This window comes from Amycolatopsis magusensis (genome assembly GCF_017875555.1).
Taxonomy (GTDB): domain Bacteria; phylum Actinomycetota; class Actinomycetes; order Mycobacteriales; family Pseudonocardiaceae; genus Amycolatopsis; species Amycolatopsis magusensis.
In genome coordinates this window covers 1,827,107-1,841,806 of sequence record NZ_JAGGMS010000001.1, presented here as the reverse complement: position 1 = coordinate 1,841,806, position 14,700 = coordinate 1,827,107, and the positions used below count along the sequence as shown (strand labels likewise).

Annotated in this window: 14 protein-coding genes; 1 reads left to right on the top strand and 13 read right to left on the bottom strand. The window is 70.9% G+C overall.

From position 1 onward, the window contains the following. Positions 1 to 13 precede the first annotated feature (13 nt). The 6 genes from JOM49_RS08780 to JOM49_RS08755 all read right to left on the bottom strand — a co-directional run bounded on the left by JOM49_RS08780 (position 14) and on the right by JOM49_RS08755 (position 6,244). Entirely contained in the window at positions 14 to 805 is a 792-nt protein-coding gene (locus JOM49_RS08780) for a sugar phosphate isomerase/epimerase family protein (protein WP_282772982.1), read from the bottom strand. Positions 806 to 817: 12 nt separating this feature from the next. Beyond that, positions 818 to 2,308, bottom strand: coding sequence for an Rv0497 family membrane protein (locus JOM49_RS08775; protein WP_209663832.1), 1,491 nt, complete (start codon positions 2,306 to 2,308; stop codon positions 818 to 820). After that, positions 2,305 to 3,303 (bottom strand): Ppx/GppA family phosphatase, encoded by a 999-nt coding sequence (locus tag JOM49_RS08770; RefSeq protein ID WP_209663831.1) that lies wholly within the window; start codon positions 3,301 to 3,303, stop codon positions 2,305 to 2,307. Before JOM49_RS08770 ends, JOM49_RS08775 begins: the two co-directional genes overlap by 4 nt. Before the next feature lie 60 nt (positions 3,304 to 3,363). Further along, positions 3,364 to 4,053 (bottom strand): response regulator, encoded by a 690-nt coding sequence (locus JOM49_RS08765; protein ID WP_209663830.1) that lies wholly within the window; start codon positions 4,051 to 4,053, stop codon positions 3,364 to 3,366. Further along, complete coding sequence (locus JOM49_RS08760) at positions 4,050 to 5,282, bottom strand: sensor histidine kinase (RefSeq protein WP_209663829.1); 1,233 nt, start codon at positions 5,280 to 5,282, stop codon at positions 4,050 to 4,052. Before JOM49_RS08760 ends, JOM49_RS08765 begins: the two co-directional genes overlap by 4 nt. A gap of 107 nt (positions 5,283 to 5,389) precedes the next feature. Continuing rightward, positions 5,390 to 6,244 (bottom strand): oxidoreductase, encoded by an 855-nt coding sequence (locus JOM49_RS08755; RefSeq protein ID WP_209663828.1) that lies wholly within the window; start codon positions 6,242 to 6,244, stop codon positions 5,390 to 5,392. 58 nt (positions 6,245 to 6,302) lie between these two features. Here JOM49_RS08755 and JOM49_RS08750 point away from each other — a divergent pair, with 58 nt between their 5' ends. Continuing rightward, a complete protein-coding gene (locus tag JOM49_RS08750; RefSeq protein WP_209663827.1) occupies positions 6,303 to 6,938 on the top strand; it encodes a helix-turn-helix domain-containing protein in 636 nt (211 codons plus the stop codon). Between the two features lie 15 nt (positions 6,939 to 6,953). Here JOM49_RS08750 and JOM49_RS08745 read toward each other — a convergent pair whose 3' ends face one another. From JOM49_RS08745 to JOM49_RS08715, 7 genes are all read right to left on the bottom strand, one after another. Then, positions 6,954 to 7,868: a GNAT family N-acetyltransferase gene (locus JOM49_RS08745; RefSeq protein WP_209663826.1), complete on the bottom strand. Its 915-nt coding sequence runs from the start codon at positions 7,866 to 7,868 to the stop codon at positions 6,954 to 6,956. 181 nt (positions 7,869 to 8,049) lie between these two features. Continuing rightward, positions 8,050 to 8,793, bottom strand: a complete 744-nt coding sequence (locus JOM49_RS08740) for a phosphoglyceromutase (RefSeq protein ID WP_209663825.1) — start codon at positions 8,791 to 8,793, stop codon at positions 8,050 to 8,052. Between the two features lie 1,029 nt (positions 8,794 to 9,822). Beyond that, entirely contained in the window at positions 9,823 to 10,761 is a 939-nt protein-coding gene (locus JOM49_RS08735; RefSeq protein ID WP_245369267.1) for a DUF4349 domain-containing protein, read from the bottom strand. Positions 10,762 to 10,816: 55 nt separating this feature from the next. Next, complete coding sequence (locus tag JOM49_RS08730; protein WP_209663824.1) at positions 10,817 to 11,329, bottom strand: type III secretion system chaperone family protein; 513 nt, start codon at positions 11,327 to 11,329, stop codon at positions 10,817 to 10,819. Then, positions 11,326 to 12,621, bottom strand: a complete 1,296-nt coding sequence (gene mshA / locus JOM49_RS08725; protein WP_209663823.1) for a D-inositol-3-phosphate glycosyltransferase — start codon at positions 12,619 to 12,621, stop codon at positions 11,326 to 11,328. The genes JOM49_RS08730 and mshA overlap by 4 nt, the downstream gene beginning before the upstream one ends. 29 nt (positions 12,622 to 12,650) lie before the next feature. After that, positions 12,651 to 13,481 carry an alpha/beta fold hydrolase gene (locus JOM49_RS08720; RefSeq protein WP_209663822.1) on the bottom strand — a complete coding sequence of 277 codons (831 nt, stop codon included), beginning with the start codon at positions 13,479 to 13,481 and terminating at the stop codon, positions 12,651 to 12,653. A 10-nt stretch (positions 13,482 to 13,491) separates the two neighbouring features. Further along, positions 13,492 to 14,670: a L,D-transpeptidase gene (locus JOM49_RS08715; RefSeq protein ID WP_372443984.1), complete on the bottom strand. Its 1,179-nt coding sequence runs from the start codon at positions 14,668 to 14,670 to the stop codon at positions 13,492 to 13,494. Positions 14,671 to 14,700: the final 30 nt, after the last annotated feature.

Here is a 14,700-nt window from a genome sequence, read left to right as displayed (position 1 = left end):
TTGATCTTGAACCTCACTGCCCGAGGTGCAGGCGCGCGTACAGCAGCGCTTCGGCGAGGTCCTTGACCCGCCGCGCGGGCTCGGCGGCCCGCCGCGTGTTGATCTCCAGCACGACCTGCCCGTCGAACCCGGTGCGCAGCAACAGCTCGAGCAGTTCGGCGCACGGCTGCCCGCCGCGGCCGGGGACCAGGTGCTCGTCCTTCGGCACCCCGGTGCCGTCGGCCAGGTGCACGTGGGTCAGCCCGGCGCCCATGCGCCCGGCCAGCGCGATCGGGTCCATCCCCGCGGCCGCGGTGTGCGACAGGTCGAGCGTGTAGTTGCGGTACCCGACGTCGGTCGGGTCGATCGACGGCCGGAACGCGGACACCCTGGCGTCCCGGTTCCGGCCCGGCGGGCGGACCTTGAACATGTTCTCCACCGCGATGGCCACCCCGCTGGCGTCCTCCAGCTCGGCCACCAGGTCGGCGAACCCGTCGCCGTAGCGGCGCTGCCAGCGGAACGGCGGGTGCACCACCACCGTGCGCGCCCCCAGCTCCTGGGCGGCCTCCACACTCCGGCGCAGGCGGATCACCGGATCGGGTGACCACACGCGCTGGGTGATCAGCAACGACGGCGAGTGCACCGACAGCACCGGCATGCCGGTGCGCTTCGACCACTTCCGCAACTCCCCGACGTCCTGGCTGACCGGATCGACCCAGACCATCACCTCGACGCCGTCGTAGCCGAGGTCGGCGGCCAGTTCGAAGCCCGCCCCGGCTTTCAGCGGCCACACCGAAGCCGTGGACAGGCCAATGGGAATGCTCACGCGGGCATGGTCCTACTTGGACAACAGGAGCAGCGCGGCGGGGGACACCGTCACCACCAGCCCGACCAGCACCGCCAGCACGGTGGTCTGCAGGTCGTCGGCCCGGCGGATCTTCCGGACGATCCACACCAGCGCGACGATCACCACCAGCGCGGCGATCAGTGCGGCGGCGGGCAGCCTGCCCCACAGCCAGTTGAAGCCCAGCCAGACCCCGGCACCGCCGATGACGCCCAGCGCGAGCTGCGCGGCCATCACCAGCCACTGCTTACCCGGCGAAGCTTCCTCGTACCGGTCTTCGACGGCGTCGAGCCCGGCGGCTCCGGCGTACGGGTCGTCCAGCTCGTCGACCTCGGCCTCGAGTTCCGCGTCGAACCCGTCGTCGTACTCGGCCGAGCGGGTGCGGTTCGGTGGCCCGTCGAAGTCGTCGGCGTAGGCAGGCCCGCCGAGTTCCCCGGCCACCGGCCGCTGCACGGCTTCGAAGTCACCGGTGCTGAACCGGCCGGAGGCGAACTGGCCACCGGCGGGGTCGGCGTCGATCGGATCGTCGTCGACCGGGGTCATCGCGGCCTGGGTGTCCTCCAGGCGCTCCTGGTCCCGGCGCTGGCGCCAGCCCGCCAAACCGGCGGGCGGCTCATCGGGCTCGGGCTCCGGTGGCGGCGGGGGCTGGACCGGCTGCTGCGGCCGCGGGGTGAACCCGCTCTGGTAACCGCTGGCGTAGCCGCTCGAATACCCGCTGTTGTAGCCGCTGGGCGGGCCGTTGGCCGGCTCGTCGGGGATCACCGGGATCTGCTCGGTGTGCTCCTCGCGCGTCGGCGGCGCGGGACGGCGGACCGGCCCACCACGACGGCGCGGTGCGCGCGGGGGCACCGGGTAGGCGCCAGAGGGCGGCGGACCGGGCTCCGGCTCGACGGGTGGCGCCTCGGCCTCGTCCAGGCCGTCCAGGCGGGCGGACAGCCCACCCGAGGGCGGACCGGCGGGCTGGGGCGGCGGAGGTGGCGGGGGCTGCTGGCGGCGAGCCCGCGTCGGGACCCGCCGGGTGGGCGGGTCGACCGGGGACTCGGCCTCGGGGGCACCGCGACGCGGGCCGCGCCGGGGCGGCGGCTCGTCCTGCGGCGGCCGGGGCAGCGCACCCGACTCCTGCTGCGGCGGGCGCGGCAAGGCGCCCGATTCCTGCTGGGGGCGTGGCAGGGCGCCGGAATCCTGCGGAGGCCGCGGGAGCGCGCCGGAATCCTGCCGGGGCGGGCGCGGCAGCGCGCCCGAGTCGTGCCGCGAACCCGAGCGGCGCGGGGTGCCGTTGCGCCGGTTCGCCGGGGGCGGGGTGTCGCCCTGGATGCGCTCGATGATCGCCTGCGGAGCGGTGTCGCTGATGTCGCGCCGCGGAGCTTCTTCCTCATCGTCGGCACGACGACGACGGCGGCGCGAGCCACCGCCCTGGCCACCGTGTTGGGCGAGCAGTTCGGCCACCGTCTTCTGGTGCTGCTCGCTACCGCTGTCTTGGGTCATCCCTTCCACCGTGCCTGTCGCCCGTCGTCGAAGTCCAGTCCCCGTCCGCCCAGTGCAGTGTCCTCGGCACCGTTGGAATGGTCCAGCCGTCGCAGGATCACTCCCTCCCGCAACGCCCACGGGCAGATCTCGAGTTCCTGCAGTGACAAAGCTCGCATGGCGGCCTGCGCCACCAGCGCGCCGCCCACCAGCTGGTGGGACCGGCTGGCGCTGACCCCCTCGAGCTGGGCCAGATCGGCGGCCGTCATCCGCGAGATGAAGGAGATCAGCTGCCGCAGCGCGGTGTCGGTGAGCGCCCGGCGCACGCGCGGCCCCTCCGCCGACGGCGCCGCGCCGGTCAGCCTGGCCAGTGAGCGAAAGGTCTTCGAGGTGGCCACCACGCGGTCGGGGAACCCCAGTTTGGCCACCTTCTTCGCCAGTCCGGCGAGCTGCTCCTCCAGCCACGCGGAGGTGGCGATCAGCTCGGACCGGCTCGGCGGGTCGTGCTTGAACCGGGTGCGGGTGATCCGCCCGGCGCCCAGCGGCAGCGACTCGGCCAGTTCCGGCTCCTCGTCGATGCCCATCGCGACCTCGAGCGAGCCACCGCCGATGTCGAGCACCAGCAGCTTGCCCGCCGACCAGCCGAACCACCGGCGGACCGCGAGGAAGGTCAGCCTGGCCTCGTCCACCCCGGAGAGCACCTGCAGGTCCACGCCGGTTTCGTCGGTGACCTTGCGCAGCACCTTCGCCGAGTTCTTCGCCTCGCGCACGGCCGAGGTGGCGAAGGCCATCACCTCGGCGCAGCCCAGCCGCGCGGCCGCCGCCTTCGCCGACTCCACCGCGCGCACCAGGTCGTCCGCGCCCGCCTTGGTCAGCTCACCGGAGCCGGTGATCTGCTCGGCGAGGCGCAGCACGGTCTTCTCCGAGTGCATCGGCAGCGGGTGGGCACCACGGTGCGCGTCCACCACGAGCAGGTGGACGGTGTTGGAACCGACGTCGAGGACCCCAAGGCGCACGGGGGTAAACGGTACCCGGCTGAGCAGACCCGCTGGTCGGCAACCGAGATTAAACCGAGATCATGACTCGAACTTGTACCCCAGGCCACGCACGGTGACCAGGTGCCGCGGCGAGCCGGGGTCGGGTTCGATCTTCGACCGCAGCCGTTTGACGTGCACGTCCAGCGTCTTCGTGTCACCGACGTAGTCCGCGCCCCACACCCGGTCGATCAGCTGCCCGCGGGTGAGCACCCGGCCCACGTTGCGCAGCAGGTACTCGAGCAGGTCGAACTCCTTGAGCGGCAGCGAGACGTCCACGCCGTCGACGGTCACCACGTGCCGCTCGACGTCCATCCGCACCGGACCGGCGGCCAGCACCAGCGGCGCCAGCTCGCCCTCGGCACCCGGCTCACCACCGCGCCGGAGCACCGCGCGCACGCGGGCGATCAGCTCGCGGGCCGAGTACGGCTTGGTCACGTAGTCGTCGGCGCCGAGCTCCAGGCCGACCACCTTGTCGATCTCGCTGTCGCGCGCGGTCACCATGATCACCGGCACGCCGGAGCGCTGGCGGAGCTGCTTGCACACGTCCGTGCCGCTCATGCCCGGCAGCATCAGGTCGAGCAGCACGATGTCGGCGCCGTTGCGGTCGAACTCCTCCAGCGCCTGCTGGCCGGTCGTGGCCACCGCGGCGGTGAAGCCCTCCTTGCGCAGCAGGAAGGCCAGCGGGTCGGCGAACGATTCCTCGTCCTCGACGATCAGCACCCTGGTCACAACTGTCCTCCATGATCGGTGACGTCCTGGGCACCCACGAGGCGGGGAGTCCGCTCGGGGGGAATTTCGGCGCGGGTGGCCGCGGACTGCTTGCCGGTGGCCGGTCGGCCGTTGTCCGGCGTGTGCGCGGGTATGCGCAGCGTGAAGGTGGAGCCCGTGCCCGGGCTGCTCCACAGGCGCACGTCCCCGCCGTGGTTGGCGGCGACGTGCTTGACGATGGCGAGGCCGAGGCCGGTCCCGCCGGTGGCCCGCGAGCGGGCCTTGTCGGCGCGGTAGAAGCGCTCGAACACCCGCTGCTGGTCCGCCTCCTCGATGCCGATGCCGCGGTCGGTCACGGCGATCTCGACCGCGCCGTCGACCAGCCTGCGGCTGACCGAGACCGGGCTGCCCGGCGAGGAGTAGTGGATGGCGTTCTCCAGCAGGTTGGACAACGCGGTGACCAGCAGCGTGCGGTCGCCCTCGATGAGCAGGCCGCTGGGTTGGTCGGTGGTCACCGCGATCTCGGCGGACTCGGCGGAGAGCCGGACCCGGCCCAGCGCCTCCCGCACCACCGCGTCCACCTCGACCACGTTGAGGTCGGGCAGCCGCTCGGCCCCCTGCAGCCGCGAGAGCGCGATCAGCTCGGTGACCAGCTGCCCCAGCCGCGTCGACTCGCGCAGGATCTTGCCGCCGAAGCGGCGGACCTCCTCGGTGTCCTCCGCGGCGTCGAGCACGGCTTCGGTGAGCAGCGCGATCGCGCCCACCGGGGTCTTCAGCTCGTGGCTGACGTTGGCCACGAAGTCGCGGCGGGTGGCTTCGAGGCGGACCGCGTCGGAGTGGTCCACCGCCTCGACCACGGTGAAGCCGTCGCCGAGCGGGCGCACCTCGCCGAGCACGGCTTCCGGCTGGCGGCCGCGGGTCTCCACCGGCGACAGGTCGATTTCCAGCGATTCGTCGGTTTCGACCACCTGCTCGGCGGCGGTGCGCGCGCGGACGTCGGCCCGGTTGTCCCGGACCAGGCCGAGTTCCTCGGCGCGCGGGTTGTGCAGGACCCGGTCGCCGAACCGGTTGAGCACCACCACGCCGTTGTTCGACGAGTGGATCAGCCGGGACAGCAGTTCGGCGACGGTGGGGCCGGGTGGCCGCCGGCGCACGGTCCGCCGGCGGCGCAGCGAGGCCGCGAGGAATCCGGCGACCGCGCCGGCCACCAGTGCTCCGACGGCCAGAACGAGTGAAGCGGGCACGGTCACGGGAGGATCGTAGGCAGATGGGTGGCCGTTCGGCCTAGTGCTGGATGCCTCGTCGTGACGCCCGTGACACCTTTGCGCGGTTTGTTCGCGCGTGCTTCAGTGCGCGTTCACACTTTCGTAGCCGAATTCAGCCGGTCGAGTTCCTCCTTTCCGAGTTCGACCGCCGCCGCGGCCACGTTTTCCGCGAGATGGGTGACGCTCCCGGTGCCCGGAATGGCGAGCACGTTCGGCGCCCGGTGGAGGGTCCAAGCGAGCAGCACCTGCGCCTCGGTGAGGCCGTGCGCGGCGGCGATCCCGGCCACCACGCCGTCCGGTGCGCCGCTCTGCACCGAGAAGAACGGGACGAAGGCGATCCCCTGCTCGGTGCAGCGCTCCAGCAGCGCGTCGTCGTCCCGTTTGGACAGTCCGTACCAGTTCTGCACGGCCGTCACCGGTGCGATGGCGGTCGCCTCGGCCAGGTGTTCCTCGCCGACGTTGGAAATGCCGAGGTGCCGGATCAGGCCCTGCTCGCGCAGGTCCGCGAGCACGCCGAACCGCTCGGCCAGCGAACCGGCACCGCGGTCGAGCGAATTGCCGATCCGCAGGTAAACCAGGTCGAGGTGGTCGCGGCCGAGTTCGCGCAGGTTCTGCTCGACCTGCGGGCGGAGCTGGTCCGGCCGGGCTTCCGGCTGGTGCTCGCCCGCGGCGTTCCGGCTGGGGCCGACCTTGGTGGCGAGCACCAGGTCGTCGCGGTAGGGCCGCAGCGCCCGGTTGATCAGTTCGTTCGCCGAGACGGCGCCGTGGAAGTAGAAGGCGGCCGTGTCGATGTGGTCGACGCCGAGCTCGACGGCCTTGCGCAGCACCGCAACGCCCTGCTCGGGGTCGCGTTCGGCGCCGTCGGGGCCGAGTGCCAGCCGCATCGCGCCGAAGCCGAGGCGGTGCACGGTCTTGTCGCCGAGCGTCCAGAGGGGAGAGATCGTCATGGGTTCCAGCCTGCGCGGGCGGAGATCGCCGCTCCACCTTCGGCAACTTGCTGCCAGAATGGACGGGGTGAGCACCGTGGTCCGGGGTGAGGAAGAGCTGTTCGCGCGCACCGCGCACCTGTTCGAGAGCGCGGCCGAGGTCGCCTGCGCCGCCGCCGATCTGAGCACCTTCGCCGCGTCGCACCGGAGCCGTCAGCCCACCGGCGACTACCGGGCGAAGCGGGTGCGCAAGATCTACCGGCCCGCGGTGCTGCTGGACCGCGCCGCCGCCGGGCACCTCGGCGAGCTGGTGCGGCTCGGCGCGGAGGTCCGGATCAGCGCCGACGAGATCAACGAGACGATCATCCTGGACCGGCGGGTGGTGATCCTGGCCGGTGACCGGACCGCGGGCCCGCGCGGCTACAGCGTGCTGACCGGCGAGGAGACCGTGCAGGGCGTGGTGTCGCTGTTCGAAGCGGCGTGGCGCGGGGCGACCGAGCTGGCCGTCTACGACGCGAGCGTGGCCGAGATCCGCACGCTGGCGCCACGCATCCTCGACATGCTCGCGTCCGGCTGCAAGGACGAGACCGCGGCCCGCTCGCTCGGGCTCGGCCTGCGGACCTACCGCCGCCGGGTGGCCGAACTGATGACCGCGCTGGGGGCCACCTCCCGCTTCCAGGCGGGCGTCAGAGCGGGCGAACTGGGCCTGCTCTGACGCCTCGCCGGGCAGCTACGCGGGCCACTCCAGCACGGCACGTTCCTGGGTCACCGGATAACCGGCGCGCTCGAACGCGGCCGCCATCGCCTTGTTGCCGACGTCGGTAGCCGCCATCACGCGGGTCTCACCGGCTTCCACCAGCAGGTGCGTGCACTCCACCAGCAGGTCGTAGCCGTAGCCGTGCCCGCGGTGCTCGGGCACCACGCCGATGATGCCGACCACCGCGCCGCCGTAGTTGCGCCCCGGCACGGTGACACCGACCAGGTCGCCCTCGGGGGTGTAGGCCAGCCGCCACCACTCACGCGGCGACGGCAGCCAGTTCATGAACTCCATCTCCTCGTCGGCGGCCTGCTTGAGCCCGCCCTGGGCGATGGCACGCCGCGCGTGGGCGTCGAGCGTGCCCTCCTGGATGCGCAGGAAGGCGGCGTGGACGACCTCGTCGTCCGGCTCGGGCCGGTACTCCAGGCGGCCGGGGCGCTCGGGCAGGCCGTCTTCGAGGGTCCAGGTGTAGCGGAACCGGTCGACCAGCGGCCGCATGCCCGCCGCGATGGCCGCATCGACGCGGTCCTGCCGGGCAGCCACGACTTCGGGCCGCTCCCGCCAGTCCGCGGGCAGCGCGAGTTCGTACTCCGCTTTGTGGAAACCGGGTGCGCGCAGCAGCTCGACGGCCGCTTCCCGGTCGGTGAAGTCGAACCAGTCGAGCGCGGCAGGCTCGGTGTCTTCGGGACCACCCCACCACGCGGCGCGGGCGACCAGCTCGCCGTCTCGCAGGGCGACCCAGGTCCACTCGGGGCGGTACTCGCCCTTGGCCCACATCTCGGCGAACTTCCGGCCGAAGACGCCGAAGCCGACCAGCTGCGGGACGTCCAGGGTGTCGAACAGGGAACCTTCGCCCGCGTGGAGCGGGCGGATGACCAGATCGGTCAAGTGCTTGGCCTTTCAGAAGCGGTGCGGGGACCGCTCCCGGTCAGCCTCCGGCAAGCTGACGACGCCCGGTGGCGGTGGGAGCGGTGACTCGAGTCGAATTCATCGCTCTCACCTCTTCCTCGTCCCAGCGGGCGTCACGGACACCGTATCCCGATGTCCGTGACGCGCGTCAAGCCATTTGTCAGCGGCCCTGGTTCGCGACCGCGGCCGCGGCCTCCTTGGCGGCTTCCGGATCGAGGTAGGTGCCGCCCGCGGTGCGCGGCTTCAGGTCCTCGGTCAGGTCGTAGCGCAGCGGGATGCCGGTGGGGATGTTCAGCCCGGCGATGTCGGTGTCGGAGATGCCGTCGAGGTGCTTCACCAGCGCCCGCAGCGAGTTGCCGTGCGCGGCGACCAGCACGGTCTTGCCGGCGCGCAGATCCGGCACGATGTCGGACTCCCAGTACGGGATGAACCGGTCCACCACGTCCTTGAGGCATTCGGTCAGCGGCGCGTCGATGCCCGCGTACCGCGCGTCACCGGCCTGGCTGAACTCGTCGCCGGGGTCGATCGCGGGCGGCGGGGTGTCGTACGAGCGGCGCCAGAGCATGAACTGCTCCTCGCCGAACTGCTCGAGCGTCTGCTTCTTGTTCTTGCCCTGCAGCGCGCCGTAGTGCCGCTCGTTGAGGCGCCAGTCCCGGCGGACCGGGATCCAGTGCCGGTCGGCGGCGTCGAGCGCGAGGTTCGCGGTCGAGATCGCGCGGCGGAGCAGCGAGGTGTGCACCACGTCGGGCAGCAGGCCCGCCTCGGCGAGCAGCTCACCGCCGCGCTTCGCCTCCGCGGCGCCCTGCTCGGACAGCGGCACGTCCACCCAGCCGGTGAACAGGTTTTCCGCATTCCACGTGCTCTGCCCGTGTCGGAGGAGCACCAAGGTCCCTAGATCGGCCATGGTGGTCAGCCTGCCAGCCGGGGACGGGGCGGGCATCCCCGGGTAGGAGCTGAACAGGGTTCTACCCACAGTGCGTTACCGCCGGGTAGACCTATCACCCGATTGCTGGGAATGACACGCAGGTCCGCATTGGGTTGTCCGCTGAACTGCGTTGAGTTAGCCCAGTGGAAGAATTTCACTCGAATGGAGTAGCCAGTAGTCTTGTGATTACAGACCCGCTTCTGCCAAGTTGGCTATCGACTCGCTCGGCTGGTTTCCACGCACTCCCCGGCCTGAGCGAGCGAGGACGCAGCTCGTCTCCCCCCTGCCGAGCTGCGGCCCGCCGGCCCCGTTGGCACCCCCCTCGTCACCGGGTCCACTAGCGGCGGGAACGTTATGCGGGGCGGCTCGAGTTCGCGACTCCCCCCTCCCTCGAGCCGTCCCGCCGTTCCGCGGCGTGTTCGCGGCTTCGCCGCTTCCCGCCGCTGGCGGGACGACGTGCTAGTAGCGGGGGGCCGAGCCCCCCGGACCCCCACGGTGCGAGCTCCTCACCCTGACGAGCGCTGGCCGCTTCACGCCTGAACCAGCCCCCGTGACTTCGCCGCGCTTCGCTGCGAACGTGGTGCTCACGTTCCGAACGTGGGGTTCAGCTTCCTGAACGTGGGGTTCGGCTTCCCGAGTGTGAGGTTCGGGTGCGTGAGTGTGCGACTCGCCGGCTCATGCCCGCATCCCGGGCGAGTCTCACGTTCAGGAAGCCGAACTACACACTCGGGAAGCCGACCCCCACACTCGCGCCCATCCCACTGTCACGAATGTGGCTTTCGAGGCGAAAACCGTCCCGAAAGCCACATTCGTGACATCGCCCAGCCCCCGGGTGCCCACCGCCGGCCGGGCACAGAAAAGCGACCACCAGACCACCCAGCCCCTCCCCATCCCGGTCCACAGCCAAAAACACGGCGGGGGAGGTGTTGTCAAGGCATCTTTCCCGCCTTGACAACACCTCCCCCTCCGTAGTCACACTAAAAAACCGGGGTGGCCCCTCCCCATCCCCTACGAACTCTCCGGGGGAACAACCGAAGCCCGACGCCGCAAGTAATACCGAACGGCGAAATACAACGGCACCCCGAACAAAACAGCGAACGGCAGAACAGCACCGACAACCGTCAACAAACCAGCGCCGAAGTCCAGGAAAGCGTCCCACCCGCCGGCCAGGCCACCGACGAAGCCCCGGTCCTCCTCGACCGTCGCCGGGCCCACGGCCACGGTGCTGACGTTCAGTGAAATGGTCCCCATCGCCACGCTCCCCGCCAATGCTTTCTGCCGTCCCTGCAAGGACTCCAGCTCCGCTTCCCGCGAAGTCAGTTCCCGTTCGACCGAGGTGATCTCGCTGATGGAGCTGGCCTGCCCGAGCAGCCCCCGCACCCGGTCCACGCTCGCGCGCTGCGTGGTCAGCCGCGATTCGACGTCCACCACTTCTTCGGTGACGTCCTTCGTCTGCAGCTCGCGGCGCAGCAACTTCTCACCGGTGCCCGACATTTCGGCCAGCACCTGGTCCAGTTTCTCCGCGGGCACCACGATGCTCAGCGAAGCCTGCTTGTCGTCCGTGCGTTCCTGCCCGGTGTACCCGCCCGCGGCGAGCGCGATCTGGGTGGCTTTCTGCACGGTCGCGCCGACATCGCCCGAACTGATCGACAGCGTGGCCGAACGCGCGAGTTTCCGGTCGGTGATCGCCAGTGCCTGCCCGGGCTGCACCGGAGCCGGGGCGGAATCGCCCGACTGCGGCTTGGCGACACCCCCGTCCGACGAGGCACCCTTGTCCGACGGAGCACCCTTCTCGGGCGCAGCATTCGGATTCGGCGCCGCCGCGCCCGGTGTCGCCATCTCCGGCGCCGCAGCCGAACCCGTCGACCCCTTGTCCTCGGCGGTGCACCCGCCCAGCACCATGGCCCCCAGTACGAGCGCCACCAGCGCCCCACGTCTCTGTCCCATGCGCTTCATGGGCGGGTAGACGGAAGCCGGGGTCAGGACAGTTGCACGCCGGGCATCACGAATCCATCACCGGTCCGGCGGCCGCCGACTCCGGCTCCATCAGGTGCTTGAACGCCTGCAGGTTCGCCAGCGACTCACCCCGCGAGACCCGCCAGTCCCATTCCCGCTTGATCGAGGTGGCGAAGCCGATCTCCAGCAGCGTGTTGAAGTCGCCGTCGGCGGCTTCGAGCACCTGGCCGAGGATCTTGTCCAGCTCGGCCTCGGTGACCGCGTCCAGCGCCAGCCTGCCGACCAGGTAGATGTCCCCGATGGCGTCCACTGTGTAGTGCACCGAGTAGAGCTTCGCGTTGCGGCGCAACAGGTACCGGTAAACCTCTTCGTGTGCTTCGTCCGGTCGGCGGCAGACGAACGCCTCCACCGAGAACGCGTGCTCACCGGCGATCAGCCAGCAGTTGGTCTGCAGCTTCTTGGTACCGGGCAGGGTGACGAAGTACCGCCCGTCACCCTTCTGCTCGTAGGACAATCCCGCTGCGTCCAAAGTGGACCTGATCACGCTGTCCGCGGTCAAACCGCTACCTCCGTCCGGAACGCCCCGAAGGACACCGACGCCTCGGCGTAGGCATCCAGCAACGCGTCGGTGGTGCGCCGCCAGGAAAAGCGGCGCGCGTGCTGCACGGCGTTCGCCGCGAGTTCCGCGTGCCACTCGGGTTTGAGCGCGACCGAGGCCAGCGCACCGGCCCAGTCCCGCGCGCGGTGCGTCGGCACCAGCAGCCCGGACACCCCGTGCGCCACCGCGACCGGCAGCCCGCCGACCTCGGCGGCCACCACCGGCGTGCCGCAAGCCTGCGCTTCCACCGCCACCAACCCGAACGACTCGTTGTAACTGGGCACGGCTACCACGTCGGCCGCCCGGTAAACATCGACGAGCGCCGCGCCGGGCTGCGGTGGCAGGAACCGCGTCTGCCGTTCGATACCGAGGGTGACCGCCAGTTCCTTGAGCGCCTGCGGCTGGTCGAGCCCGCTGCCGGACGGGCCGCCGACGATCAGCACCACCAGCCGGTCGGCCAGGTCCGGGTCGCGCCGCAGCATGGCCGCGGCCGCGTGCAGCAGCACGTCGGGTGCCTTGAGCGGCTGGATGCGCCCGGCGAAGGCCAGCACGACCGCGTCCCGCGGCAGGCCGAGCGCGGCGCGGGCGACGTGCTTCGACCCCGGGGTGAAGCGGTCCAGGTCCACGCCCGGCGAAACCGTGTGCACGGCCTTCGGGGACGCGCCGTACAAGCTGACCAGCTCACGGGCCTCGACCGCGGTGTTCGCCACCAGCCGGTCGGCCTCGGCGACGATCTGCTCCTCGCCGATCACCCGCGTGCGCGGCTCCGGGGTGTCCCCCTCGGCGAGCAGCGCGTTCTTCACCTTGGCCAGCGTGTGCGCGGTGTGCACCAGCGGCACGCCCCACCGGTCGCGCGCGAGCCACCCGACCTGGCCGGACAGCCAGTAGTGCGAATGGATCACGTCGTAGTGGCCCGGGTCCTGGAAGGCCTCGGTGCGCAGCACGCCCGAGGTGAACGCGCACAGCTGCGCAGGCAGTTCGTCGCGCCCGAGCGGCTCGAACGGCCCGGCGGGCACGTGCCGCACCAGCACGCCCGGCGCCAGCTCGGCCACCGGCGGCTGCTCGGAGGAGGTGGCGCGGGTGAACACCTCGACGCTGATCCCGCGGCGGGCCATCTCGGTGGCGGTCTGGCTGATGTAGACGTTCATCCCGCCGGCGTCACCGGTACCCGGCTGCTCCAGTGGCGAGGTGTGCACCGACAGCACCGCAACCCGGCGTGGCCAGCGCGTGGCCCTGTGCAACGTGACCGTCACGTGGTCGCTCCTTGTTCACTCCGCGCAGCTCAGTGGGCGAATCGTTCGCCGGCGAACTGGCTGAGCGCCGAGTTGAACTCCGCGGCGGCCTCGACGAACGGAAGGTGCCCTGTCCCTGGCATCCAACGCGTTCGGGCACCCGCAATCTTCCCCGCGGCGTATTCGGAGGCGGAGAGATCCACCACTTGGTCGTCCGTACCGTGGATGACCAGCGCCGGGACGTCGAGCCCGGAGAGCACCACGGAGCTGTCCACGTCCCGGCGGAACAGCGCCGCACGCACCGCGGGCGGCACCGAAAGGCTGGTGCCGAGCAGCGACTGCGTCAGCGGGCCGTCCACCGGCCGCGCGGACATCCCGGAGCACAGGGCGGTCAGCGCGGGCACGGCTTCACCGGGGTCGTCGGACAGCGCGGCGGGCAGCGCGGCACGCATGGCCGGGCCGATCCGGCCGCCGGGCCGGTTCCGCCCGATCTCGGTGATCGCGCCGGTCAGCACCACGCCCGCGATGTTCGTGGTGCCGTGCACCCGCAGGTAGTCGGTGATCACCAACCCGCCGTAGGACCAGCCGACCAGCACCACGGGCGCGCCGTTGCCGGCGAAGTCGAGCACCGCGGCGAGGTCCTCGGCCCAGGCACGCGGGTCGTCGTAGCCGAGTGCGGGCACGTCGGACCCGCCGTGGCCACGCAGGTCCACCGCGACCAGCCGGTAGTGCCGGGTCAGGTCCTGGTCGGCCAGTTGCGCCGACCAGGCCAGCGACGACTGCGCCCAGCCGTGCACGAGAACGATGGCCGAGGCGTTCGCCGCACCCGCTACGCGCAGGCTGAGCCGCACACCCCCGGCACCGACGACTTCGGTGAGCAAGGAGGGGTCCTTAGATTGCCGACTTGGACTGCCAAGTCTTCCAGTCGAGCAACCAGTCCATCACATCGGAGGTCGTCGGCATACTGGCCTGCGAGCCGGTGATCTCCACCGGGTCGCCGATCAGCGCCGAGTCGAAGTACGCCTTGGCGTCGGCTTCGAGCAGGTTGACGCAGCCGTGCGAGGTGTTCGCCTTGCCGATGTTGCCGCGGTTCTCCTCGTTCTCGTGGATGAACTCGCCGTGGTTGGAGATGCGGCAGCACCACTTCTTCTTGACGTTGGTGTAGCCGTAGCGCGCGTTGTCGAAGATCGAGGTGGGTTCCTTGGTCATCACGATCAGCGTGCCGTTCGGCGTGTTCAGGTTCGGGTCCGCGTCCTTGCCGTTGCTGCACGGGTAGCTCGCGTGCTCGGAACCGTCGCGGTAGACCTTCATCACGTGGTCCGGGGTGTTCACCTTGACCACCTGGTTGCGGCCGATCTTGAACTTCGTGGTGACGTCGGCCTTGGCGTAGACGCCCTTGCCCAGGTCCACGCCGTAGAGCTTGGCGGCGACCTCGACCACGGTGCCGGCCGGCCAGTACTCCTTCGGCCGCCAGTTGACCTGCCGGTCGGACAGCCACGCCCAGCCGCCTTCGACCTCCTTCGAGGTCTTCACCTCCAGTGCGGCCTGCGCCGCCTTGCGATCGCTGACCGCGGCCTCGAACTTCACGCTGATCGGCATGCCGACGCCGACCTCGGCGTCGTCACCGGGGTTGAGCGTGGCGCGGATCACCTTGGCGGGCTTGACCGTGTCGAACTTCCCGGCCAGCTCGACCGGCTTGCCGTCGCTGCCCGAGGCCTTCGCCGCGTAGGTGTAGGACTTGCCGTACCCGAGTTGCTCCGAACTGGTCCAGACCGTTTTCTCCGGGTTCAGCGCGCCTTCGAGCTCCTTGCCCTCCGGGTTGGTCACCTTGACCTCGGTCAGGGTGCCTTCGGTCACTTTCACCGTGACCGGCTTCACCACCGGCGCGTCCTTCGCGTCCACCGCGGGTTCCGCGGTGAGCACGGCCTTGGGCGGCTCGGGTTGCTGCGGCTGGCCACCGCCGGGATTGGTCCCGCCACCTTCGTCACCCGAGCAGGCGGCCAGCACGATGGGTGAAAGCACCACCGGAGTCACCGCCGCCGCCCGCAGAACCGTCCGCCGTTGAAACACCGCACACCTCCATGTCCCCGGTCCCCCGGC

What these genes read in the sequence shown, in the direction of transcription:
- JOM49_RS08775 (WP_209663832.1), bottom strand. Translation starts at nt 2,308, where the DNA reads ATGACCCAAGACAGCGGTAGCGAGCAGCACCAGAAGACGGTGGCCGAA.
- JOM49_RS08755 (WP_209663828.1), bottom strand. Translation starts at nt 6,244, where the DNA reads ATGACGATCTCTCCCCTCTGGACGCTCGGCGACAAGACCGTGCACCGC.
- JOM49_RS08750 (WP_209663827.1), top strand. Translation starts at nt 6,303, where the DNA reads ATGGACGGGGTGAGCACCGTGGTCCGGGGTGAGGAAGAGCTGTTCGCG.
- JOM49_RS08740 (WP_209663825.1), bottom strand. Translation starts at nt 8,793, where the DNA reads ATGGCCGATCTAGGGACCTTGGTGCTCCTCCGACACGGGCAGAGCACG.
- JOM49_RS08735 (WP_245369267.1), bottom strand. Translation starts at nt 10,761, where the DNA reads ATGGGACAGAGACGTGGGGCGCTGGTGGCGCTCGTACTGGGGGCCATG.